Source organism: Bradyrhizobium sp. JYMT SZCCT0428 (genome assembly GCF_018131075.1).
Lineage (GTDB): Bacteria > Pseudomonadota > Alphaproteobacteria > Rhizobiales > Xanthobacteraceae > Bradyrhizobium.
On sequence record NZ_JAFCLS010000023.1, the window covers coordinates 83,592 to 105,871 of the forward strand.

Sequence of the window (22,280 nt, forward strand, 5' to 3'; positions counted from 1 at the left end):
TCCATTCGCCATCAAACGCGGAACTTTGAAGTCTGTTCATGGTCAGTTTCTCTCTTGGGTAGGTCAAGCCGCCCTCGGGCCACCAGCAACGCGCCGGCCGCCGCATCCGCGTCAGGAGACTTCAGGCGGGCGCGCAGGTCAGGCGTCAGCCAGGGCGTAATGACATCCGCGAGTCCGCCTACCAGCGAGAGCCGGTCAATTCCTCTCGCCAGGAACAGATCAAGCAGATCGCCAATGGCATCCGCCGCGCGTTCGACAATGCGACGGCCAACCGGATCGCCTTGATTGGCGTGCCGCATCACGATCGGCGCGAAGGCAGCGTCGGCAAGGCCAATTCCGGCGTACATCCGCGCGAAATCCTCGCCCGTCAGTCCGGCCTGTGCGGCTGCCGCTTCAGTGGCCTCCATGATGGAGCGCCAGGCCCTCTCGAAGCCAATTCGCATCGTGGCAGGCCCCGAGTTCGCTACTCCGAGTACGCTGCCGTTCTCGTCTTCGATTCGGGCGCGGCAGCGGGTTCCACCGCCATCAATGCCGAGATACATGGTACCTTTTGTTCCCATGAAAGGTTAACACGAAGGTTTCGCTCCGGGTCCGTCCCAAAGCCCCTTGGTGTGCAATTGAAGCCTTGTTCGCGACCCGCCTCACGAGTTCGTGACTGCCACTCTCGGATCAACACTGATGGGCCAGGTTTCCTCTCTCACGATTGCCGCGCAGCATATCTTTGATGGTGCCGACATGCGCGGGCCGGGGTCGGTCAGGATCTCGCAGGGGCGGATTGAAAGCATCGCCTTCGGCCAGGCGGAGGCGCGCGCCTCCGTCCACGCTCCCGCAGACGCGGTCCTTGCCCCCGGATTCATCGACATTCAGGTCAACGGAGGCGGGGGCGTTCTTCTCAACGATCAACCAACGGAGGCTGGCGTTCGACGCATCGTTGAGGCGCACCGCAAGGAGGGCACCACGGGCTGCTTGCCGACCCTCATCACCGATCGCAGCGAGGTGCTCGAGCGATTGGCTGCAGTCGCCCAGGCTTGTCTCAAGGTTCCCGGCGTTCTCGGTTTTCATCTGGAAGGACCGGCCCTCAACAGGTCTCGCAAGGGCATTCATCCGGAAGCCGAGATACGCGTGCCCGATCGGCGCGATCTCGCCGCGATCAAAAGTTTTGGAGGCCGCGGCCGCTCCATTGTAACCTTGGCCCCGGAATGCGTGCCTGCATCCATGATCGATGAACTGATCGGCGCCGGATTGCGTATCGCGGCCGGCCACAGCGACGCCACCGCAGCCGAAATCAGGCAGGCGGTCGATCGCGGTCTCTCGGGAGTGACCCATCTGTTCAATGCCATGTCGCAATTGCAGGCCCGGGAGCCGGGCTTGGTGGGCGCTGCGCTTGACGATGACCGGCTGTTTGCAGGGATCATCTGCGACGGTATCCACGTTGACCGCGCCGGATTGCGTGTTGCCTTCCGCTGCAAGGGACGCGATCGACTGATGCTGGTCACCGATGCCATGCCACTGGCGGGCACGAACGACCGGCAATTCATGTTGCAAGGAAGGCTTATCACGTTGCACGAAAATCGCGTGGCTGGCCCCGATGGCACACTCGCGGGCGCTCACCTCACCATGATCGAGGCCGTGCGCAACGCTGTTGCGCTGCTCGGAATCTCCCTTGTCGATGCCCTCATCATGGCCTCTCGGACGCCCGCGGCATTTCTGGGTCTTGAGTCCGAGCTTGGACGGATCGCGCCCGGATACCGTGCGGACCTTGTCGCCTTCAGTCCGAACTTTGAGGTCGTTGGGACATGGATAGGCGGCGTCGGTTCGATGTGCGAGCCGAGCGAGGCTTCTCACCGAGGTTAGATGCGCAATCATCCCATCATCGTGCAAAAGTATGGCGGTGTCTGCCTTGAAACACCGGCGAAAATTTGCGCGGTTGCGCGCAGCCTCGCCGACCTGCATGGCCGTGGTCATCGGGTCGTGGCAATCGTCTCGGCCATGGGCAAGACCACCGATCAATTGATCGATATGGCCTATCAGGTAAGCCCGACCCCCAATCGACGCGAACTCGACATGCTGCTAACGACCGGTGAGCGCGTCAGCATGTCCCTGATGAGCATGGCGCTTTCCGATCTCGGCGTGCCCGCAATCAGCTTCACCGGCAGCCAGGCCGGCGTGATGACCGATGGCTCCCATTCCTCCGCACGCATTGTGGATGTACGGCCCATTCGCGTGCGTGAGGAACTTGATCGTGGGCGCGTTGTGGTGCTGGCAGGATTTCAGGGCGTGAACCCGGCGACCAGGGAAATTACGACTCTCGGCCGGGGCGGCAGCGACACCACGGCCGTTGCGATGGCCGCGGCCCTGAAGGCCGATCGCTGCGAGATCATCAAAGATGTCGACGGAATTTGTTCGGCCGATCCGCGCATCGTGCGGGAGGCAAAGCCCCTGCGGCAAGTGGACTTCGCATCCCTGTCCGAAATGTGCTTCTGGGGTGCAAAGATCCTTCATTTTCGCAGCCTAGAGCTGGCGCAAAGTCAGGATGTGCCTCTGGTTCTTAAGCGGTGGGGTGGCACAGAAAACAGCACTCAAGTAATGAAAGAGGTTACAGGTATGGAAGACGGAAAGATTCTGGCCGTCAACTCGATGGCTCGCATTGAGCACGTGGAGATCGATTCCAAAGATCTCAATCACGGTTTCGAGAAATTCGCGCAGCATCTCAAGCGGAACGGCCTGTCTTGGCCGCAGCTCCTCGCCGCGAGCTTCACGGTTGGGAAAAGCAGCATGACCATGGCCTGTGATTCAGAGTGGCTCGACGCCCTGTTGCGCACTTTGGACGGAAATAAGGATTTGCGCCAGCAGCGCGAAGCCTCAAGCTCGGTGAGTCTCACGTGCTTCGGTGGCGTTTCGTCGGAATTGCCCTTCAGGGCGTTGCAGGTTCTCGGACTTCACGGGATTGTGCCCGACAAGTATGTGTTGTCGCCGCATTCTGTCAGTCTGTTTGTGCCTGTGGAGAACCGGGAGGCCGCGGTTAGGGCGTTACATTCGCTTGTCCAGTAAGCATAGGTTCGCCAGGTGGTTCGGATCGCTTCCGCTGGGTTCGTACCGGCCACAATCGAATCAGATCGAAATGGCCGCGCTGCCTTTGCTTTGACCTTAGCCCGGCCGGTCTTGCCCTCGCGGTGGGGGATGCAGCGAGCTGACCAATTCAACGGTTTGGTGAACCGCTTCACGCAGTCGAACCCGTTAGCATTGTTCGCCGCGCGAGGTCCTGTCGGAGCCGAGGCCAACCTCCTCGCAAAATCGCATACGGCAATGGACCTAAGCCGCTAAGAAACGGCCCAACCTCCGCTGCAGCAAGTTCCAGCAGCCCCAACTTTGCGCAGCCCAAGATACGACATTACCTATTTCCCGGCGGAACATGTGCCAACAGTTATGCGTTCATATGCATCATCGGAGACACGATCATGGCATCGAGCGCTCGCATTTTCTTCGCCGGAGTGGGAACGACTTTCGCAATCCTCGGTGTTGGCTTTGGCGGCGGGCTTCTCATGGCGAACTCGGCTCTCAAGGAACCCACGGGCTATCAGGCTCGCGCAACCGCGCAACCGCTATCACCTGTCAGAGTCATCTTGCCTACGACTGCAGAAGCAGCCCAACCAACGCAGCCGCCCCAACGGGTAGCTCTGTCTGACGTGGTACCGGAGGCCGCGAGGGAAGCGCAGCCAGAAAAGCGCCTTGAGCAGATAGATCTTAGGAAGACTGAAGCGGAGTTGCGTGAGCGTCGCAAACGTTACGCGGAACGTAAGGCTAAGCGAGAGGCAGCTCGCGCTAGGCAACTGGCACGAGCGCGTTCAGATGCACCGATTATGGCATTTGGCGGAGAGAACACTCCGCGTTTGGCACTATTCGGCAACTAGATGCGGGCGTTTGGTTCTAGCGCTTCGGGCGCCGGTCCCAAAGGGTTGCCCAGTGCGATTCCACCTTCCTTCGCCCGGTCCTAATCGGTTGGTTGTTCCGGCGTGATAGTGAATACGAGTAAGCGCGTATCAGTTCCTACAAAAAAATTTGCCTGCGCGTTGCGATTTACGCCATCCGCTTTTGCGGGTTACCGCAGTCCAAGAGACGACGGCGCTCGCCACAAGCGGATTGCCGACCGGCATTGCGAATCCTATACGTCTGATGGAGCGGGCTGTGGTGATAGATAACACTCGGAAAAGGCGCGCAAGAAATCCGGAGGATCCTGAGAATTGTTGCGGCGTTGAATGAAGCGGCGGTAACACCTATTGTTCCAACTGCAGCCGGCTAAATTCCGCGACCCTGATCATGCATCCGCTCTGCGGCGTTACTGTCGGACATACAGCAATGATTTGGACGCGGCTCTACATGCCTACGGAACCAAGCGGGATGCTGCCGGCGTGCCCGTCGGCGGCTCGCCGTGACCGTTAGCACAGGGAACCCGTTAGCTTCCCACCTCTGAGGTCGGGCGAAGTTGCCCTAAATTGACTGCGTCGCGCGGCGCGTCATCAGCGAGCCGAACGGTCAACGAAGCAATCGCGGCATCACGTGCGCGCGGCATGCCCTTGGACGGCATGAGTCAATGGACGCCCAAATGCTTTGCAAGCGCTTGCCGTCGCAGAATGCGAGCATGAAAGGTTAGCCGCGGAGCGCTGCGCCTGTGTCTGGCCGCTGAAGCGGAACTGGCGTGAGACCATGACCTGCCGAAAACGGCAACCAAGAACGGACCAGTTTTCCTTACACCGCGCAACCGAAGCCTATTACGGGCACGTTGGATTCCATCCCACTAGCAAGATGCTGTTGAGCGGATCGGAAAGGCGGCACGTTGGTCACAATGGAACTAACGAATTGTGCTGGGTACACTGCTTGAAAACATTTGCATGGTGTTGGCGACTTAGGAACTTTCGGTAATCCTATAGATTACCCGCGGACCTGCCCTTATGCGCCTGGAGCGTCCAATGTATCATCATGTCAAAAAGCTCATGTTCACCGTTCGAGTCGATGAGCCCGATCCCCGCTTTGGAAATATGCTGTTGGAGCAGTTTGGAGGCGCGAACGGCGAACTGGCGGCCGCGATGCAGTATTCGATCCAAGGCTTGAACTGCGACGACCCGGAACGCAAAGACCTTTTGATGGATATCGGCACGGAAGAATTGAGCCACCTCGAAGTGGTCGGCACCCTCGCTCGTCTCCACCTCGCACCCATGAAGTTTGACCGGGATGCGGCCGAAGCAGACCCGCTGATCGCAATAGCCGGTGGCGGCGGCGTTAATCTCTTCAATTCGCAGGGCAATGCTTGGACCGCCGACTATTTAAAAATCACAGGCGAACTCGACGTCGATCTTCGAAGCAATATTGCGGCTGAAGCCCGGGCGAAGATCGTCTACGAGCGCCTCATCAATTTCTGCGACGACGCCGGAACCAAGGACGCGTTGCAATTTTTGATGACGCGCGAAATCACCCATATGAAGGCTTTTGCGGCGGCGCTTGAAAGTATGTCAAAGCCAGCATTTACGATTGGTCGGCTTGCACCAACTCCGGGGTTGGTCAACCAATTCTTCAATGACTCGACTGGATCCGGTGACCGCGGCGAAATCGACACGCGCGGTCCCTGGAATGAGGGTGGCGACTGGGAATTCATGAAGTCGCCCGCCATTCAGGCGGATGTCGACACCTTGACCGAGGCGTCCGTCGAAAGCTCGCCGGCTGAAGCTGTCGAAGGGTTACAGGAGCTCCTGGTCGACGAACTTCGCGACATTTTGCACGCGGAAAAGCAACTCACGAAGGCGCTTCCGCTGATGGCGGAAGCTGCCCGTTTTGACCAACTTCGCGAGCTGTTCGAACAGCACTTGGTTGAGACGGAAGCACAAATTGAACGCATCAACGAGTGCTTCTCCCTGCTTGGAGAAACCGCCCGCGCCAAACCCTGCAAAGGCATGATGGGTTTGGTTGAAGAAGGCCAGGAGGTCATGACGAAGGGTGAGAAGAAGGAGGATGCCGCCGCGGACCTGGCTCTTATCGGTGCCGCCCAGCGGGTTGAGCACTACGAAATATCAGGATACACGACGGCACGAAATCTGGCTTCCCAGCTCCGCCACAGCGCCGTCAGCGCACTTCTTTCGCAGTCGTTGGCTGAGGAAGAGAATGCCGACCAACTGCTGAATCAAGTCGCCCGATCCCTGATGTCCGTGGCGAGGATGCCAGCCGCAGTTGAGCAGACGACAGCGGAAGAAGCATAAGCTCGATCGTGGCGGGCTCGAGCCCGCCACGATTCCAAGCCCATCGCGATTAATCTAAAAGGAATTCCTCATGGCAAAATCGGTGATTAAAACAGTGGTTGCAGCGTTCACTGGCTCGGAAGCATTGCCCCTTGGCAGCGAGATGCCTGAGACGCCAGGGTTGAAGCTAACTGTCGGAAAGATATCTACAGCGACAAGAAAATCGTTCGTTGCCAACGGTGCTGCTTTGAAAGAGCGATAAGCGCGTCGCGTGCGCTGGTCCGCTTTGAAACGCGGGGATGGGTCCTGAATGTGGGGATTCTCGCGTCTGCTAGAACCTGGGGCTACTAGTTCACAGTTGAATTTCCTGCTTGCACAGGCTTTGTATCCTGCCTAATCCGTGCAGTGAGCAACTGCAATCTTGCTTCGAGTTCAAGATTCTGAATGAGCACTGTTCGCAGGGCGAGCCTGACATCACCATCGGCGCCCGCCAAGATCTGATCAATGGCGATTTCATAAGGGTCTTTATCCATAATTCCTCCGCGTCAGATTCGGACTGGATCGAACCAAAGCGTCATTTGATAATCGATGGTCAGTTCTTCGCCCGCCTTGATCGCGCGCTTGGCGAAGACGTCGATGAGCAGCGCATCAATATGGCGTACAAAGTTGCAGTTAGGGTCGAACGAGTGACTGAGCAAACTGGTGTAGCCGAGAGCAATCGCCGACCGGCCGCGATGTTCATACAAATCCTGTTCTACGGTGTCGTGCTCCCACATAAAAACATACGTAAAAATGACTGTGCCATCGACCGTCGGTCGTTCATGCGCGGGAATAATCAGAACGGGCGACCTTTCGATGAGTTGCCCATGCTCAATATCCTCCAAGGCGACGATCCCACGCCCCCGATCCCCAAAGTCAACGACGCCTATAGCACCCCGCCTTGCCAGCGGTAGAGCTCGGTCGGGCATTTGCATCAGTTGTTGATCATTCATTCCTTTCGAACATCCGCCCCCTGGCTTTGTTCCTAATAGGAACATCATTCATCTGGCGGGGTTGAGCCGGATGCAACACGATTCCGATCCCATGTCCAATGCCGGGCTCAAGGCCCTAGTCTCGTTCTTGCGAGAAACTCGCTATGAATTTGTCACCCCAACCCCGGCTACTCACAACCGGATCAATAATCGACCGGCGCATAGACGCGCAGAACTGTTAACGGACATATTTGGTTGGAGCAGACCCTTCGAGAGTGCTGTTCTACCAGCATCGCTGTTTGACGTATTGAAAGATGGTGGTGTCATCCGCGAAAAAGATGGCGGATGGATAAGCGGTGTACGTGCATCGACGCTGCACAGGCAGACCTTGCTGCACTCAGCGTTCCCGACGTTGTCGCCGGACGCGGTATTTTTCGGACCCGATACTTATCGCTTTGCCAATGCGATCAGGAGCAATCTTCGAGCGGAGCCGCGCACACTGCAAAGAGCCCTGGACATTGGCTGCGGAACAGGGGCGGGAGCAATCGTGATTTCCAAGCAGGCGACATGCGACGAAATATTAATGACTGACATCAACGAAACGGCTCTGCAGTTCGCAGCGCTTAATGCCGACGCGGCCGGCGTCGAAGCCGTCCCTTTGAATAGTGACCTGTTTGCGAACGTAGATGGCGATTTCGGTTTGATCGTAGCTAATCCACCTTACCTGAACGATCCACTGCAACGAGCGTATCGCCACGGTGGTGGCGAACTGGGGAGCGCATTGTCTGTGCGCATTGCGGAGGCCGCTAAAGACCGGCTCTCGCCGGGCGGATCGTTACTTTTGTACACGGGGTCGCCGATAGTCGCCGGACGAGATCTCCTTCTTCGAGCTGTTGAACAATGTTTTGCAGGCTCTAATCTGATCTGGTCTTACGAGGAAGTCGATCCCGACGTATTTGGCGAAGAGCTTGAAACTGAAGCCTACAGCACCGTCGATCGGATTGCGGCTGTGCTTTTAACCGCACGGATGCCGGGAGTACTCGAATGCTAGATATTGTTCGTTCACCGCCGCTAGATAAGGATCGGGACATCCAGTTTAAGCTCAATCGCCTTAATGCATTGCGCTTCAATCCAGGGCTGCCAACTCCAAACTGGAAAGTTGAAGCCGCTGAGCTTGCCGAGCTCTCCTTCCTGGAGGGAGGCTTTCTCGAGCCGGCTCGCAAAGCGGTCGCAGCAAGAGCGGCTTTGGCGCCAACAGACCCGAAACAGTTCGTCGGCTGGTTTGAGGAGCTGAAGGAAAGCGGCCCTGGCCAGAACGACCCGCTGTTCCCTTGGCTCGCCGAAGAATGTTCGATGGACCAGATGAAATGGTTTCTGACGCAGGAGGTCGCCGGCGAAGCTGGATTTGAAGATCTAACGGCGCTGACGCAGTTGAAACTCCCGGTTCAGCCCAAACTTGAGTTAGCAAGGAACTACTGGGACGAAATGGGGCGGGGCAACCCAAAAGCCATGCACGGACCGCTTCTGGCTGCGCTATCGGAGCACCTAGGCCTCAATCCGCGGCCAGACACGACCGTGACCGAAGCGTTGACGCTCGCGAACACTATGGCGGGTCTGGCTGCCAATCGCCGTTACGCCTACCATTCAGTAGGCGCGCTCGGGGTAATCGAAATGACGGCGCCGGCGCGGTCGGCTGCGACCTCGGCCGGCTTGAAGCGGCTTGGCGTCAAGGCCGGGAATCGACACTATTTTGCTCTTCATGCCGTGCTCGATGTCAAACATTCGATGGCGTGGAACGCCGAGGCTATCAAGCCTTTGATACAGCAAAACCCTGAGTACGCCACTGCCATTGCCGAAGGTGCCTTGATGCGCCTGGTATGTGGAGCACGTTGCTTCGAGCGCTATCGAGCCGAATTCAGGCTTCAGTAAGCCATGCGCTTCTTGGGCATAGGCGACAGCTGCGATCTCGGGGCTCTGTATATGAGGCTTCTCGCTGATGGCCACGAGGTGAGAGTCTACGTCGGAGAACCTTTAGCTCAAGGAACTATGGCTGGCCTCGTGGAACACACCTCTGATTGGCAGAGCGAGCTTGGCTGGATTAGGTCCGTTGGAAACGATGGCGTAATCCTCTTCGAGAACGTGGCTAAATCGCGAGGTCAACTTCAGGATCAGCTGCGCAAAGATGGTTTCAACGTGATCGGCGGAAGTGCATACGGCGATCGACTGGAAAACGACAGGGCTTTTGCTCAACACATTCTTGCCGACATAGGCCTCAAAACAGCCAAGGTGTTTGAATTTTCCGACTTGGCCCGTGCCGACGCGTTTTTGGCGCGACGCCCTGGCCGTTACGTGTTGAAGTTCAACGGGCCAAGTTTCGGTGCGAAAGATAACTACGTTGGAAGGCTCTCCAGCGGTCTGGACGTGATGGCGGTTTTGCAAGCCAAAGCGTCTCGGTTGCATGATGGCTCTAGTTTTATATTGATGGAGCACGTCGAAGGCGTGGAGATGGGTGTTGGCTCCTATTTTGACGGGAAAGAATTTGTAGGTAATGCCTGCCTCGACTGGGAACACAAGAGGTTCTTTCCCGGAAATCTTGGTGAACTCACGGGTGAGATGGGGACGATTGCTACTTTTGACCGGTCCCAGAGATTTTTCGAGCAGACGTTAAAGCCGATGGCCCCATTGCTTTCCGCTGGCGGTTATTGCGGCTACATCAATCTGAATACTATCGTCAATTCATCGGGTATCTGGCCTCTGGAGTTCACGTGTCGCTTCGGTTATCCCGGTTTTGCGGTCTTGGGGCCCTTGCAGGAAACGAAGTGGGCGGACCTGTTCGCAGTAATGAATGGGCACCCGGGGCAAGTGCGAATGCGTCCAGGCTTTTGCGCAGCAATTGTCTTGACGACGCCCCCCTTCCCCTATGATCGCAAGGCTGTGGAAGAACCTGTCGGATTGCCTGTGATATTCGATGGCGAGCTAACTCCTGACGAGCACAACCATCTTTATTATGGTGAGGTCGGCCTTTCCAAGGGACGTCTGGTCACATCGGGCCAATACGGCTGGACTATGGTGGCGACCGGTACCGCGAAATCCATCGAAGATGCTCGAATTAAAGCTGGTGCGCTGGCTGACAAAGTGGTGGTGCCAAACGTGCGATACCGGCGTGATATCGGATCCAACTTGATCGAGCGAGATTTCCGGTTGGTAGAGGATCTCTACCTTTTCGACTGACCTAAGCTCGCACTCAAGGGGCTTCTTTTGTCGTGGCAACCCGGCTCAATTTGCTGAGCAAAATCCCCTCAGAGAAACGTTGATCCATCCCGCTGCTCCGCAGTAATCCAATGACAAAAATGCTAGAGTTCGTATGAAGTCCGCATGGTTCGTGCCCCCTCTTCGCGTGACATCCGTGTCGAAGGGTGCCGTCATTCGGGGCAGTGCACCTCCCTTCACGTGGATTGACGGAGTCAACGTTTCAGCGGCCCTTCGCTCTCGGCGGACCGTTTCCGATACACGGTGCCTGGCCCGGGCTGACAACAACGGACGCTTCGAGTGTCGGGTGCGCGCACGCGTCCGTGATGTTGTCCGTTTACGGTGGCGCCGCCCCGACGGCAGCGTCGGCGAGTGGGTGTTGCGGCGAGTTCCGGTGGGAGGCAAAGCGCGACATCCCGAGGTCGCAGTATTCCGAATGGGTGTAATCCTGGCCCGGAGGGGACTTGTTCGGCTGATGAATTTCAGCAGTTTGCGCCCCATCGCCGAGCCTGAGGCCAGATTGCGGTTCGTCAACCGGCGGACTCGCCGATCCGACACCATTCAGCTCAACGCGAAGGGCAACTTCCGACCGCGTACGATGGTGACGGCGGACCCAGGCGATGTGCTGAACATCTATGGCTTCTGCGGGCGGTGGATCAAGGTCGGGCAGATCGAGATTCCGCCTCCGACGCCTGACGGTCTGCCGAAGATCGCGCCTTTCAGAGGGAACAAAGTGGCTTTTCGAGTGGCTGCAATTAATGGGCGCGTGTTTGATGGTCGCCCCCGTGCCGGCGACGTGGTGCAGGGCGAACTGAGCAACTGCCATCTTGCCGCGGCGGCCGCGGCCGTGGCTCACTTCCGGCCGGAGGCTCTGATCCTCAAAGCCCGTGGGCGCCTCTACGAGGCCACCGTGTTTTCGGCCGGCCGGGGCCGCCGTATCCTCGTCGATCGCGAACTCTATTATCGCCCGTCGGGAGAACTCATTTTCGGGCAGAACGGTCTGATGCAGAGCACGCGACCCGCGTGGTGGCCGATCCTCGAGAAAGCCTGTGCGACGGCACTCGGTGGATATAGTGCGCTGGACCGGGGAGGCACTGCGCATTGGGCGTTGCACATGATCACAGGACTGCCTCCGCGCCATCGACTTTTGGCGCCCGACTACGAGCAGGAACACTGGCGGGATCTCGCGTCTGTTCTCGCCACGAGTTCGCCTATTATAGCAACGACCCCGGCCCGCACAAATCGCAATAGCGGGATAGTGCAAGATCACTGCTATACGGTGTTGGGCTGCCGCGAGCATCGAAGCCGCCGTTGGATTACATTGAGGAATCCCTGGGGAGAGATGACGCCCCCCGGCGTTCGACGCTGGCGTGACGGCGTCTTTGAGATGCCGTGGCTGTCGTTCCTGCGTCACTTCTCAGGGCTGAGCTTTGTGGATACGAGGCCACCGTAGGGCCCCTGGGTGCTGGCCGTTTAAAGGGCGGGGCGATCGGCAACAAGCCGCGGCGTCTCCAGCGCGAAGACGACGCAAAAAATGTATATGTCGGCAGATGGCGGAGATTCGCTAAAACTCGGAGTGCCGTTCGGTTGTTCAAATGGACGTGGGAGAAGGACCGGGGCTGATGGAGGGGCAAGATTCGAAAGTCGGCGTGTATCCGAGCATCGCCCCACCGGCTCCACTGCCAGAGCGAACCGCGCGTCATCCGCATGATTAATCGGGTTAAACCCAGGCACAACCACGAAGCGCCCGAGCAGGCCGACCAACCAAGGATCGAAAGCCGTAGCCATGGACGCCGCGGCGCACGTGAAGGCTCGCGTTCTGCTTGCGTTGGTGCTGATCGGCCTCGCGTTGTCTTTGCCCGCCCGCTACGGCGGGCCGTTTTTGTACAACGACTAAGCGGACTAAGTCCCGCAAGTCTAAAAACTTACGACACAGATTCGCGCGGCGGACGGACCATCTCACGTCCCCGACTCCATAACCTCTATATCGTAGATGTTTCGCGGCGCCTTCTATCGCGCCGAGCCCACCGTGTCAGCCATCTTGGCCCCGCGCAGGCCCAGGGGTTTGGGCTTTCCGGTTGTCGTGTCGTAGATCGTCTGATGCTCCATCTCGGCATTTAGCTCGGCGCCCAGCAGTATCGCAATTGCGGAGATCCAGAGCCACGTCATGAATCCGATAGCCGCGCCAAGCGAACCGTAGGTTTCATTGAAAGTCCCGAAATTAGCTGCGTAAAAGGAGAACAGTGCGGAGGCAGCAATCCAAAGAAACGTAGCTGCTGCGCTGCCCCAAGTGATCCATCGCCAGCGTGGTGCCGCGCGGCTGGGTCCGAAGCGGTAGATGAGGGAGAGGCCGATCGCGAGTGCTAAAAACATAGCGGGCCAGCGCCCAATCAGGATCAGGAGATCGACGGCTTTCGACAGGCCGAGATATTCCAGCGTAACAGGAATGACGACGACTGCGCCCAGCGCCGACAGGACGAACGCGATCCCTGCCACCGTGAACCCCAACGACATCGCGTTAAGTTTTAGGAAGCCGCGCATTTCCGGTTCGCCGTACACGATGTTGAGCGTGTCAAACAGTGCCTTCATCGCGGCGTTCGCGCTCCATAGCGATACGATTAAACTTATCGCCAAAGTGAAACCGAGCGTCTGGCTTCCTTTTGATCCGACCCGCGTCAGCTGTTCGCGAACCACATCAACCGCGCCGCCCGGGAAGAAGCCCGAGACTTCGTCAAGATGTTTCGCGATACTAGCTGGATCGGAAAAAAGTCCGTAGATGGCGACGAGGGCCGCGAGCGCGGGAAATATTGCGAGGATGCTGTAGTAGGTCGTGCCTGCCGCGAGCGCGAGAATGCGGTGGTCGCTTATGTTCCCGTACACGCGCCAGAGGATGTCCGTCCATCCTTTCGCGGGGATGTCCGACGGCGATGCCGCGTCCCGACCGCGGTCACCGTCTTCGGCCGCGAACCCGGCGGGGGATTCAGGGCGGCTTTCTTTCGGCTGCAAGGATAGCTTCGCGCCTTTCGCGGGAGCCGCGCGATCTATCATGAAAGCTACGGCCAGAAGTCCGAGAGTTGCGGCAATATCCCAGCCTCCTAGTCCACGCTCACCTTTTATCTTGCTCATGAGTATCTCTTCGAAGGTAATGGCGCTGAGCGATCATGAGTTCCTTTTAGGGAGAGGCGACCGGACTCGATCGCTTTTAAATACCCTGCGGTCATCCTGTCCGGGTCGACTGCGACATGTACACGCGAAGTTCCGGGGCCAGTTCGACAAGGCATCGGCCAGGGATCTCGCTGCTATCGAGATGCCGTCGGCGGCGGGAAAAATCTACTCGGTGCGCACGCTTTTTCCCGCGGCAGAACCGATAACTTGCGCGCGGACGGGCCTTATGAAACACGAATGCAAACTGCCAAAAACTTGTGATTGACGGTCCGCTGGCCGCCTGCATCGTCATCAGCAACCCTGAATAAATCGAGTGGTCAATCGCCATTCAGAACGACGGCTTCGCAAATCTCGTTTGCGGCTCCAACTTCACGCTCGAAGATGATTAAGAAAGGCGCGTCCAACTGGTATCTCGAAGCCTAGGAAGCGAAGCACCTAAGGCTCGTTGAGGCCGTCTTGTGAGGTCGCTTACCCCGCCAGTCGCTTTGACGAGATTTCGAGCAGTGTGCCCATCGCCGCCTGGCCTTCCGGGGCGGCTTCACCACTTTCGAGACTGAACAGTAGCGCACGGATGTCGCCGGCCACGGCAAAGCACCCTGCCTGCGAAAGCACCTCCGGAGTGAAGCCGCCGGTCATCACGCCGGCCGCCTTTGTACCGGCCTCAAGGCCTGCCTCGGCGTCATATGGCGTGTCGCCGATCATAACCGCTTGGGAGGCGGGCACGCCCAGTTTGCCGAGTGCATGGCCGACCAGCCGCGGATCAGGCTTGCCGTGTTTCACGTCATCGCCGCAGGCTGTCCCCGCGATGAATTCATGTGCATTGATGAGCGAAAGATAGCGCTTGAAGGAAAGGCCCTTGCAGTCGGTTGCGAGCGCCACCTTCCCGCCGCGGGCGGTCAGCGCGCTGAAAACATCCCGCACGCCTTCGAACGGCTTGACGCTATCAAGGTAAGAGCTCTCGTAGATCGCGCCTTGTTCTTGAAGAATTGCTCCTCTTTCCTTCTCCGCGGCGTCCGGTACCATAAGCTGGAGCGTCTGGTCGCCGTCGAGTCCGGAGTAGAGCTTTAGCGTTTGATAGGGCACGCGGTAGCCATGGCGCTCCAAAGCATCCTGCAAACTGCGGAGATTCTGCGGGACGCTGTCGACGAGCGTCCCTTCTACGTCGAATATGAAACCGGCAAACATTACGCACTCCCAGCAGAAGTCGTACAACAACTTGAACAATTCGTCATTTATATGAGAGTTCCAATCGCGCTGCCTTGCTGTGGTACGCGCGGCGCGGTTGTTTACTGAGTGAATCCCGTGCAGGCGCTGGAACCGATCAGGCCGCGCGTTTGGAAATCGTCTTGAGGCGGGCCATCGCGTCCAGCGGAGATCGCTCCGCCTCGCAGTAATCGGACCAGGCCTTCGACTTTTTCAGAAGCCCAGGCACAGTATGAATCGTATATTTGGTGGGATCCAGACCGCGCTTTACCAGCGCCCATACCACTGGCATGGAAACCGGCGCGTTCGGGCGGCTTCGGGGAGACAGAGGAGCCACGGCCGTCGAGAACTGGTCGTTCCGAAGGTAGTCAAGAAAAATCTTGCCCGTTCGCTTCGCCTTGCTCATGTTGATTAGATAGCGCTCCGGACTGTCGTCTGCCATTTGACCGCAAACATCCCGGGCGAACTGCTTCGCTTCGGCCCAGGTCAGCCTCTGTCCCTTTTTTGGACGCGCGAGCGGCGTCACGACATGCAAACCCTTGCCACCCGTCGTCTTGCAGAAGGAGACGAGGCCGAGGTCGGATAGGCGGTCGCGCATCTCATTTGCCGCGTCGATGACGATATTGAACTCGACGTCTGGCGCGGGATCAAGATCGAAGACGAGGCGGCCGGGCAGGGCCGGGTCGCCCGGTTGGTTATTCCAGGGGTGCAGCTCGACGCCGGCGCTCTGCGCCACCGCGGCCAGCCCTTCCATCCGATCGATTTGCACATAAGGTTTGCGATCGCCGGACACTGAGACTTCTTCGAGAAGGTTGGACCCGCCCTTCATCGAATGTCGCTGAAAGAAGCGTTGTCCGCCGATGCCATCGGGGGCCCTGATGATCGAGCAGGGCCGGCCCTTGAGGTGCCCCATCATCCATGTGCCGACATCCTCGAAATAGCGCGCGAGGTCTAGCTTGGTGACGGCGCCCTCGCCCTCGTCGGGCCACAGCACCTTGTCGGGACGGCTCAGAGCAACCCCCATCACGACGCCGTCGCTGGAAGCCGCCGATAAAGGTCTGGCGCGGGCGGCAGTTCGCTTCGGTACGGGTTTCGCTATATCGGTGGTGTTCGAGGGAGCCGGCCGCTCGGCTTCGACCTCTCTCGCGGGTTTGTCCTGACGCAGGCCTTTGAACGACGCCTGGCGGATCATACCGGCGCCGGTGAATCCCGCAAACTCGATCTCTGCGACGAGCTTCGGCTGAAGCCAATGCACGCCTGCTTTCTTGCGGGGGGCGCCCTTGCCACCGAAGGGGCTCTTTTCCGAAGCGGCGGCCTTGAGCGCGGGGATCAAACCCGAAACCTTATCGGCTCCAAAGCCGGTTCCGATATTGCCGACATAGACCAGATGGTCGCCACGGTACACCCCCGCCATCATCGACTTGAACTGGCTTCCGTTGGTGTTCCACCCACCGATGACAACCTCGTGCCCGGCTCGGCATTTGGCTTTGGTCCAGTTATCGCTACGTCCGGAAGCGTACCGTGCGCCGGCTTGTTTCGATACAATGCCTTCCAGGGACATCCGGCAAGCCGATTTGAGGACGGCGTCTCCGCCACGCTCGAAATGCTCGACGTATCGGATTTCTACCTGATCTTTGCCATAGGCTTTTTCAAGCAGCCGCTTAAGAGAGTGCTTTCGGTCCGAGAGCCGTTGCGTCCGCAAGTCCTCGCCTTCGAGAAAGAGAATATCGAAGGCAAAAAAGACCAGATCATCGCTCTTCCCCTCTGACAAGGCTGCCTGGAGCCCCGCGAAATCCGGGGAGCCACGATGATCCAGGGCGACGATCTCTCCGTCGATCAGGCAATCCGATAGGTTTCTTGCGGCCGTCGAGATGGCTGGGCCGAATTTGGCAGTCCAATCGAGGCCCTTTCGCGTTTTCAGAGTGACGTCACCGTCCTCAACGCGCATCTGGATGCGATAGCCGTCGAACTTAATCTCATGGACCCAGTCGCCGCCGGCGGGTGGCCGTTCCACGGACTTGCACAGTTGCGGCGCTACAAAAAGCGGCATGCCTGCGTCTGAGGAAATGCGTTTCTTCTTAGAAGCCTTCTTGGTCGAGGACCGCTTCGAACGGGCTGCAAGCGGCTGCGCCCGCTTCTTGGTCGACGACGCATTGGACGCGGCGCGATGGGACGTCCATTCGGCCTTCGCCGACGCCCTCGATCTACTTCCGGTAATGAAAGCTTTCGGTCCGCGGCCTTTGCCGCCGGCGATGTCGTCCATCGGGCGGCCGGACGCCACAGATGCATCCTCGTCCAGGATCCTGTTCTTCTTTCCCTCTCGCGCGAACGCATCCCGGTGCTTAATCAACAGCCAGTTGTTACGCTTCTCGCCTTCCCGCCTGCGCATCCGGGTGAGGATCCAGCCTCCCTGGAGCTTCTCGCCTTCCAAGGTGAAATCCAGCTTGCCCTTTCGGAAAGCTCTTTGCGGATCGTCGCACCTCCAGAATCCGCGATCCCACACCATCACCGTTCCGCCGCCGTATTGGCCTTTCGGAATCGTACCTTCGAAGTCGCCGTAGTCCAGCGGATGATCTTCGACCTCCACTGCAAGTCGCTTGTCGTGCGGGTCGAGCGAGGGACCCTTGGTGACGGCCCATGATTTGAAGACCCCCTCGAGCTCCAATCGAAGGTCGTAGTGCAGGTGGGACGCCGCGTGCTTCTGGATGACGAAACGGAGACCCTTCGTCGCCTTGACCTTCTCAACCCCACTCGGCTCGGCCGTTTTCGAAAAATCCCGCTTGGCACGGTATTTCGCGAGCAGTTTCTTCACCATTCAACACCTCGCAACGTACTGGAACTGAAAGTTCCTGGCTCAGTTAAAGTTCCTGTTACTGGAGGTCAGAATGACGCCGCGTCGCGGCAAAAGGGACGAAGCGATCCAAGGCCCACGGCCGGAAACGCAAGGCGGCTTGAAGAAGACCTTCGCCTCTCGCCCGGCGATGGAAGCGCGTCCGGTCGATGAGATCCCGGAAGGCTCGGAGTGGCAGTATGAGCCCAAGTGGGACGGATTCCGCTGCATCCTGACGCGAGATGGCAACGCGGTCGCAATGCTGTCGAAATCCGGTCAGGACCTCAGCCGGTACTTTCCTGAGATCGTATCCGCCGCGCTGTCCCTGCGTGCGAAGAACTTCGTGCTGGACGGTGAACTCGTCGTGCCTGTCGGAGGCCAGTTTTCGTTCGACGACCTTCTACAGCGCATTCATCCCGCTGCAAGCCGTGTCAAGAAATTGGCCGAAGCGACACCGGCGTTGTATCTTGCGTTCGACCTGTTGAAGGAAGGAACGAGAGAACTTGCGACCGAGCTGCTGTCCAAGCGCCGCGGGCTTCTAGAAAAGTTTGCCGACCGCCAGTTTCCGAAAGCGGTGCTTTTTCGTCTTTCGCCCGCCAGCAGCCAGTTGAAGGAAGCGGAGCGCTGGCTCATGGCGGCAGGTGGCGGCAGCGACGGTGTGATCGCAAAACGTCTCGATCTCGCGTATCAGGCTGGCAATCGCGAAGGCATGCAGAAGATAAAGAAATACCGAAGTGCCGACTGCGTCATCGGCGGTTTCCGCTACGCCGAGAAAAGGCAGGCGGGCCGCAAGGTCGTCGGCTCCGTACTGTTGGGGCTCTATAATGGCGACGGACTGCTTCATCACGTCGGCTTCTCGTCCGGCATCAAAGCCAGAGACAAGGTCTCGTTGACCGACAAACTAGAGGAAGTCCAGCAAAAACAAAGCTTCACGGGAAATGCACCGGGCGGTCCCAGTCGATGGTCGACAAAACGATCATCCGAGTGGACGCCGGTGAAGCCCAAATACGTCGTCGAAGTGTCCTATGATCACTTCACCGGGGAGCGGTTTCGACATGGCACGTCTATCCTTAGGTGGCGCCCCGACAAACGGCCAAGTCAATGCACCATGGATCAGGTCAAGCAGAAGGTGGCCCGAAGGTTCATTAGCGACATCCTCACGAAGACCTGAAAAACGACACTGCCGCTCGCTCTAGGAAAAAAACGGGAATTCGTGAAAAAAGCAAAGGAAATTTTCACCGCTTTAGGCCTGTCATTCAAGGTAAAAAGACCTGCGACACAACCTTTCGGGATAGCATTGGATCTCTCAAAGGCTGGTGCCGAAGCTAGTTTTAGCTCACCGGAACATCACTCGCACACTGCAGCGTTGCGCGTACTGCGAACCGCTTGGTCCAGCCCTGCGGCGACATCGGCAAGCAGGACAGATCCAAGAAGTTTCATTATTTGCTAAGAACGCGGCCCAACATCCGGCGCAGGGTTATCGCATTTTTAGGGGCATGAGCGTCATTGTCATTATTGAAATACACCCACGCGCGTTTCGCCCCACTGGCCTTGATCCGCTCCGCCCATACCGCAAGCTCGGCCTTTGAGTAGTCGTGCCGATACCAACGCTTGGGACCGTGCAGCCGGACGTAAATCTCATTGGCTGTCCGGACGAGTTCATCGGGGAGGCGCGGGCCGCTGCAGGAACAGAAGACGATCCCCGCCTCCCGGAAGGCGCTATAAACCTCTTCATTCCACCAGCTGGCGTGCCGGAATTCCACGACGTTGCGGCGCGTGGGATCGAGCTGACTGACGATATCACGCAGCCGGGTCTTAGTGTAGCGATAGCTCGGCGGAAGCTGAAACAGGAAGCATCCCATGCGTTCGCCCAATATGTCGGCGATCATTCCAAAATCCTTCACGAGCGTCTTCGTGCCTTTAAACCTCTTGATGTGAGTGATGTGCTCGCTAACCTTGACCGTGTAGACGAACTTTCTTTTCCCCGGCTGGCGCCTCCATGCCTGAACACCGGCAACCGTCGGCCATGAGTAGAAGGAGGCATTGATCTCTACGGTGTCGAGGCTCTTCAGGTAATGTGGGAACCAGTCGCTCTGCGGCACACCTTCATAAAATGAATCGCGCCATTTCCAGTAACGCCAGCCCGAGCATCCTACAAAAACCTTTTGCTTATGCTCGGCAATCGTCCTCGCGATATTTGTTTCGCTCTTCAGGCGGGCGGCATGCATCTTTGCGGCGCGTTTGACATTGTCCTCACGCTGCTTTTGGCGGCGAAGCCGACGCCGTTCGCGGCGCTCTTCGAGCGTCGGTTCGGTCCATTGAGCTGGTGTTTTTGCGCGCGGCATACTTCTCTTCCCGCTTCGTTAACGTCCCAACAGCGGTGCGGAGTTCCAAGCAATGCGGGAGATTTTGTATGCGTTTGCAACGGAAGGGCTTTTAATGCAATTCGATGTTCTCATCGTCGGCGGCGGACCCGCCGGATTAAGTGCCGCGCTGATCCTGGGAAGGTGCCACCGGAAGGCGCTGCTCTGCGATGAGGGCCGCCAGCGGAATCTGAGCTCGCACGCCATCCACGGCCTGCTCGGACGGGAAGGCCGGTCCCCGTCGGATTTCCTAGACGAGGCGCTGGAGGAACTCTCCCGCTACAAATCCGTCGAGGTACGCGGGACGCGGGTAACCGATATCGTTCCTGCGGGCGAGGCCTTTAAGTTCGTCTGCGCGGACGGGACGCAGGGTGCGGCTTCGAAGGTACTGCTTGCGACCGGGCTCGTCGACGAGCTCCCCGAACTCGCCGGGCTCGAGCCCCTTTACGGGGTTTCCGTGCATCACTGTCTCTACTGCGACGGTTTCGAATATGCAGGGAAGCCGGTGGCCGCCTATGGCAAGGGCGATAAGGGCGCAGAGCTGGCCATTATGATGAAGCACTGGATGTCTGATGTGGTTGCCTGCAGCGACGGCACGGATGTCAGCGCGAAAACGATCAGGAAGCTTGAAAAATACAAAATTCCGCTGCGCGCTGAGCCGATCCGGTCTCTTGAAGGCGCGGACGGGGAGCTTAAGAGAATAGTATTTGAGAGCGGGCCGGAACTCCCCCGGGCGGGTTTTTTCTTTTCGACGGGCTGCCATCAGGCGTCGGACCTGTCCAAGCGTCTAGGCTGCAAACGTAATGACAAAGGAGGCGTGATGATTGATCCTGCCACTGAGGCAAGCAGCGTTCGCGGCGTCTATGTCGCGGGTGACGTGTCGCGTGACGTCCTTCTTGTCGCGGTCGCCATCGCGGAAGGAGCTCAGGCGGCCGTCGCGATAAACAAGGCATTCCTGATGCGAGACGGATTTTGTGAATAGTGGTCCTAGCTTTCCGCTTCTTTCTCCGCCTTCGGAAACCAGCGCAAAATTCCGAGCGCGTTGATCACAAGGAGAATCACGTTCTGAATCACGAGGGATGCCTTGGTCTCCAGCCAACCGTCGACCATCCATGCGATGGATGCAACGATGAAAATCATGAAACCGGCGACGGTGACGCGTGCGCTCAGATTGGCTGCCACGAGGGAAGCGGCAAGGACCGTTGTAACTGCGCGAATGTTCTCAGGATCATAAGCTCATCCATCACAGCCGCCTGATTTCTTGGGCGCGGATGACAACCTCATCTTGGGAGAGTTCGCGCTCCAGCCTTTCGCGCAGGGTCTGCCAGTAGCTACTATCGATTTCTTCCACCATGACTTCGACAACAGCAATGCTGTCCTTCTCTGTCCCGCCGCCGCTCCGCCACAGGCCCTGTCCCGGCGCGCGCAAGAAGCTGGTCGCGCCGCCGAACCTATCTGTCAGCTCTTTGAGAAAGCCGTCGAACCAGTCCTTACCGATCGGCTGTCCCTTGCCGGTCTCTGTTGGAAGCAGGATCTCCACAAGATGAGAAGTGCCGGGGCTCATGATGTTCTGCGCTGCCGCATGCCTCCGGGCCAGTTATCAAGTAGCGTTTGCGTCGTCACGGTTTCGACCTGTTCGCCGAAGCGGTTCATGTAGACATTCATCATCGCATCGTGGGTTTCGTCCGCCGAGCTGCAAAGCGCGTCGGTGACGAGGATGACGCGGAACCCCCAGTCGATCGCGCCCAGCATGGTCGCCAGCACGCACACGTCGGTTTCGCCGCCGGTGATGATGACGGTATCGATCCCCGCGCCCCCCAGCTGCTGGTGCAGGTCGGTGCCGGTCCAGGGAGAGTACACATGTTTGTCGAAGGTTCGGGCCGGGGGCACGTACTTGGCAAGGTCCGGGACCAGGCCGATCATCTCCGGGCCCAGCTGATCTAGGGTCATAGAATCCCACCGCTCATAGTAATGACGCCACATGCCGACGCCCTGGCCGGACTTTTGGGCCGGGATAAACCGGGTGAAGATTGTTTTTTCCCGATGGGTCGAAGTGATCGACAGGATGTTGGGCAAGACGCGCTCCAGCCACGGCATCTTCCAGTCCGTGCCCTCGGCAAACATCTTCTGCATGTCCACACAGAGGTGAACCGCGGTCTCTCCGGGCGCGCCGTAGCGCAATTCATCATTCTTCGGCATGGCTCTTTCCCTGAAAGCCAGCTCTAACGATGGCGAGACAGCATGGTTCCTGTTGGGAAGCGTTGCCAGGTTA

20 protein-coding genes are annotated in these 22,280 nt (G+C 58.4%); 10 read left to right on the forward strand and 10 right to left on the reverse strand.

Translation table 11 applies throughout. The features are described 5' to 3' along the window. Positions 1-11: 11 nt before the first annotated feature. The gene (locus tag JQ575_RS23495; protein ID WP_212035518.1) at positions 12-560 is read right to left on the reverse strand and encodes a BadF/BadG/BcrA/BcrD ATPase family protein; all 549 of its coding nucleotides are present in this window, start codon (positions 558-560) and stop codon (positions 12-14) included. Between the two features lie 118 nt (positions 561-678). Here JQ575_RS23495 and nagA point away from each other — a divergent pair, with 118 nt between their 5' ends. From nagA to JQ575_RS23515, 4 genes are all read left to right on the forward strand, one after another. After that, entirely contained in the window at positions 679-1,854 is a 1,176-nt protein-coding gene (gene nagA, locus JQ575_RS23500) for an N-acetylglucosamine-6-phosphate deacetylase (protein WP_212035519.1), read from the forward strand. Next, positions 1,855-3,051 carry an aspartate kinase gene (locus JQ575_RS23505; RefSeq protein ID WP_212035520.1) on the forward strand — a complete coding sequence of 399 codons (1,197 nt, stop codon included), beginning with the start codon at positions 1,855-1,857 and terminating at the stop codon, positions 3,049-3,051. Between the two features lie 1,916 nt (positions 3,052-4,967). Next, positions 4,968-6,248: a DUF892 family protein gene (locus tag JQ575_RS23510; protein ID WP_212035521.1), complete on the forward strand. Its 1,281-nt coding sequence runs from the start codon at positions 4,968-4,970 to the stop codon at positions 6,246-6,248. Between the two features lie 70 nt (positions 6,249-6,318). Continuing rightward, positions 6,319-6,489, forward strand: coding sequence for a hypothetical protein (locus tag JQ575_RS23515; protein ID WP_212035522.1), 171 nt, complete (start codon positions 6,319-6,321; stop codon positions 6,487-6,489). 85 nt (positions 6,490-6,574) lie between these two features. On the opposite strand, the gene JQ575_RS23520 is transcribed toward JQ575_RS23515, so the two are convergent. Both JQ575_RS23520 and JQ575_RS23525 read right to left on the reverse strand, forming a co-directional pair. Next, complete coding sequence (locus JQ575_RS23520) at positions 6,575-6,760, reverse strand: hypothetical protein (protein WP_212035523.1); 186 nt, start codon at positions 6,758-6,760, stop codon at positions 6,575-6,577. A gap of 12 nt (positions 6,761-6,772) precedes the next feature. Then, positions 6,773-7,219 carry an SET domain-containing protein-lysine N-methyltransferase gene (locus tag JQ575_RS23525; protein ID WP_212035524.1) on the reverse strand — a complete coding sequence of 149 codons (447 nt, stop codon included), beginning with the start codon at positions 7,217-7,219 and terminating at the stop codon, positions 6,773-6,775. A 70-nt stretch (positions 7,220-7,289) separates the two neighbouring features. Between JQ575_RS23525 and JQ575_RS23530 the strand changes: the two genes are divergently transcribed. The 4 genes from JQ575_RS23530 (at position 7,290) to JQ575_RS23545 (ending at position 11,900) form a co-directional block, all read left to right on the forward strand. After that, entirely contained in the window at positions 7,290-8,249 is a 960-nt protein-coding gene (locus JQ575_RS23530) for a class I SAM-dependent methyltransferase (protein WP_212035525.1), read from the forward strand. Next, on the forward strand, positions 8,243-9,127 hold the full coding sequence (locus JQ575_RS23535) for an iron-containing redox enzyme family protein (protein WP_212035526.1): 885 nt from the start codon (positions 8,243-8,245) through the stop codon (positions 9,125-9,127). The genes JQ575_RS23530 and JQ575_RS23535 overlap by 7 nt, the downstream gene beginning before the upstream one ends. A 117-nt stretch (positions 9,128-9,244) precedes the next feature. After that, positions 9,245-10,429, forward strand: coding sequence for a hypothetical protein (locus JQ575_RS23540; protein ID WP_212035527.1), 1,185 nt, complete (start codon positions 9,245-9,247; stop codon positions 10,427-10,429). 493 nt (positions 10,430-10,922) lie between these two features. Continuing rightward, positions 10,923-11,900, forward strand: coding sequence for a C2 family cysteine protease (locus JQ575_RS23545; protein ID WP_212035528.1), 978 nt, complete (start codon positions 10,923-10,925; stop codon positions 11,898-11,900). 557 nt (positions 11,901-12,457) lie between these two features. On the opposite strand, the gene JQ575_RS23550 is transcribed toward JQ575_RS23545, so the two are convergent. The 3 genes from JQ575_RS23550 to ligD form a co-directional block, all read right to left on the reverse strand. Further along, on the reverse strand, positions 12,458-13,573 hold the full coding sequence (locus tag JQ575_RS23550) for a YihY/virulence factor BrkB family protein (RefSeq protein WP_249166844.1): 1,116 nt from the start codon (positions 13,571-13,573) through the stop codon (positions 12,458-12,460). A gap of 507 nt (positions 13,574-14,080) precedes the next feature. Continuing rightward, positions 14,081-14,797, reverse strand: coding sequence for an HAD family hydrolase (locus JQ575_RS23555; RefSeq protein WP_212035529.1), 717 nt, complete (start codon positions 14,795-14,797; stop codon positions 14,081-14,083). 136 nt (positions 14,798-14,933) lie between these two features. Then, the gene (gene ligD, locus JQ575_RS23560) at positions 14,934-17,630 is read right to left on the reverse strand and encodes a DNA ligase D (protein WP_212035530.1); all 2,697 of its coding nucleotides are present in this window, start codon (positions 17,628-17,630) and stop codon (positions 14,934-14,936) included. Positions 17,631-17,796: 166 nt separating this feature from the next. Here ligD and JQ575_RS23565 point away from each other — a divergent pair, with 166 nt between their 5' ends. Further along, positions 17,797-18,816 (forward strand): ATP-dependent DNA ligase, encoded by a 1,020-nt coding sequence (locus JQ575_RS23565; RefSeq protein WP_212035575.1) that lies wholly within the window; start codon positions 17,797-17,799, stop codon positions 18,814-18,816. Between the two features lie 268 nt (positions 18,817-19,084). On the opposite strand, the gene JQ575_RS23570 is transcribed toward JQ575_RS23565, so the two are convergent. After that, on the reverse strand, positions 19,085-19,990 hold the full coding sequence (locus JQ575_RS23570) for a DUF72 domain-containing protein (protein ID WP_212035531.1): 906 nt from the start codon (positions 19,988-19,990) through the stop codon (positions 19,085-19,087). 52 nt (positions 19,991-20,042) lie between these two features. Between JQ575_RS23570 and JQ575_RS23575 the strand changes: the two genes are divergently transcribed. Beyond that, the gene (locus tag JQ575_RS23575; protein WP_212035532.1) at positions 20,043-20,990 is read left to right on the forward strand and encodes an NAD(P)/FAD-dependent oxidoreductase; all 948 of its coding nucleotides are present in this window, start codon (positions 20,043-20,045) and stop codon (positions 20,988-20,990) included. Positions 20,991-20,995: 5 nt separating this feature from the next. On the opposite strand, the gene JQ575_RS23580 is transcribed toward JQ575_RS23575, so the two are convergent. The 3 genes from JQ575_RS23580 to JQ575_RS23590 all read right to left on the reverse strand — a co-directional run bounded on the left by JQ575_RS23580 (position 20,996) and on the right by JQ575_RS23590 (position 22,207). Continuing rightward, on the reverse strand, positions 20,996-21,190 hold the full coding sequence (locus JQ575_RS23580) for a hypothetical protein (protein WP_212035533.1): 195 nt from the start codon (positions 21,188-21,190) through the stop codon (positions 20,996-20,998). A 61-nt stretch (positions 21,191-21,251) separates the two neighbouring features. Continuing rightward, on the reverse strand, positions 21,252-21,572 hold the full coding sequence (locus tag JQ575_RS23585; RefSeq protein ID WP_212035534.1) for a hypothetical protein: 321 nt from the start codon (positions 21,570-21,572) through the stop codon (positions 21,252-21,254). Then, positions 21,569-22,207 carry a cysteine hydrolase family protein gene (locus tag JQ575_RS23590; RefSeq protein ID WP_212035535.1) on the reverse strand — a complete coding sequence of 213 codons (639 nt, stop codon included), beginning with the start codon at positions 22,205-22,207 and terminating at the stop codon, positions 21,569-21,571. The genes JQ575_RS23585 and JQ575_RS23590 overlap by 4 nt, the downstream gene beginning before the upstream one ends. Positions 22,208-22,280: the final 73 nt, after the last annotated feature.

Bases quoted from the DNA above. Each gene is read 5' to 3' on its own strand.
- JQ575_RS23565 (WP_212035575.1), top strand. From the start codon at position 17,797: ATGGAAGCGCGTCCGGTCGATGAGATCCCGGAAGGCTCGGAGTGGCAG.
- JQ575_RS23520 (WP_212035523.1), bottom strand. From the start codon at position 6,760: ATGGATAAAGACCCTTATGAAATCGCCATTGATCAGATCTTGGCGGGC.
- JQ575_RS23590 (WP_212035535.1), bottom strand. From the start codon at position 22,207: ATGCCGAAGAATGATGAATTGCGCTACGGCGCGCCCGGAGAGACCGCG.
- JQ575_RS23555 (WP_212035529.1), bottom strand. From the start codon at position 14,797: ATGTTTGCCGGTTTCATATTCGACGTAGAAGGGACGCTCGTCGACAGC.
- JQ575_RS23505 (WP_212035520.1), top strand. From the start codon at position 1,855: ATGCGCAATCATCCCATCATCGTGCAAAAGTATGGCGGTGTCTGCCTT.
- JQ575_RS23550 (WP_249166844.1), bottom strand. From the start codon at position 13,573: ATGAGCAAGATAAAAGGTGAGCGTGGACTAGGAGGCTGGGATATTGCC.
- ligD (WP_212035530.1), bottom strand. From the start codon at position 17,630: ATGGTGAAGAAACTGCTCGCGAAATACCGTGCCAAGCGGGATTTTTCG.
- JQ575_RS23510 (WP_212035521.1), top strand. From the start codon at position 4,968: ATGTATCATCATGTCAAAAAGCTCATGTTCACCGTTCGAGTCGATGAG.
- JQ575_RS23585 (WP_212035534.1), bottom strand. From the start codon at position 21,572: ATGAGCCCCGGCACTTCTCATCTTGTGGAGATCCTGCTTCCAACAGAG.
- JQ575_RS23570 (WP_212035531.1), bottom strand. From the start codon at position 19,990: ATGCCGCGCGCAAAAACACCAGCTCAATGGACCGAACCGACGCTCGAA.
- JQ575_RS23495 (WP_212035518.1), bottom strand. From the start codon at position 560: ATGGGAACAAAAGGTACCATGTATCTCGGCATTGATGGCGGTGGAACC.
- JQ575_RS23545 (WP_212035528.1), top strand. From the start codon at position 10,923: ATGAATTTCAGCAGTTTGCGCCCCATCGCCGAGCCTGAGGCCAGATTG.
- JQ575_RS23575 (WP_212035532.1), top strand. From the start codon at position 20,043: ATGCGGGAGATTTTGTATGCGTTTGCAACGGAAGGGCTTTTAATGCAA.
- JQ575_RS23515 (WP_212035522.1), top strand. From the start codon at position 6,319: ATGGCAAAATCGGTGATTAAAACAGTGGTTGCAGCGTTCACTGGCTCG.
- nagA (WP_212035519.1), top strand. From the start codon at position 679: ATGGGCCAGGTTTCCTCTCTCACGATTGCCGCGCAGCATATCTTTGAT.
- JQ575_RS23525 (WP_212035524.1), bottom strand. From the start codon at position 7,219: ATGAATGATCAACAACTGATGCAAATGCCCGACCGAGCTCTACCGCTG.
- JQ575_RS23530 (WP_212035525.1), top strand. From the start codon at position 7,290: ATGCAACACGATTCCGATCCCATGTCCAATGCCGGGCTCAAGGCCCTA.
- JQ575_RS23540 (WP_212035527.1), top strand. From the start codon at position 9,245: ATGGCTGGCCTCGTGGAACACACCTCTGATTGGCAGAGCGAGCTTGGC.
- JQ575_RS23535 (WP_212035526.1), top strand. From the start codon at position 8,243: ATGCTAGATATTGTTCGTTCACCGCCGCTAGATAAGGATCGGGACATC.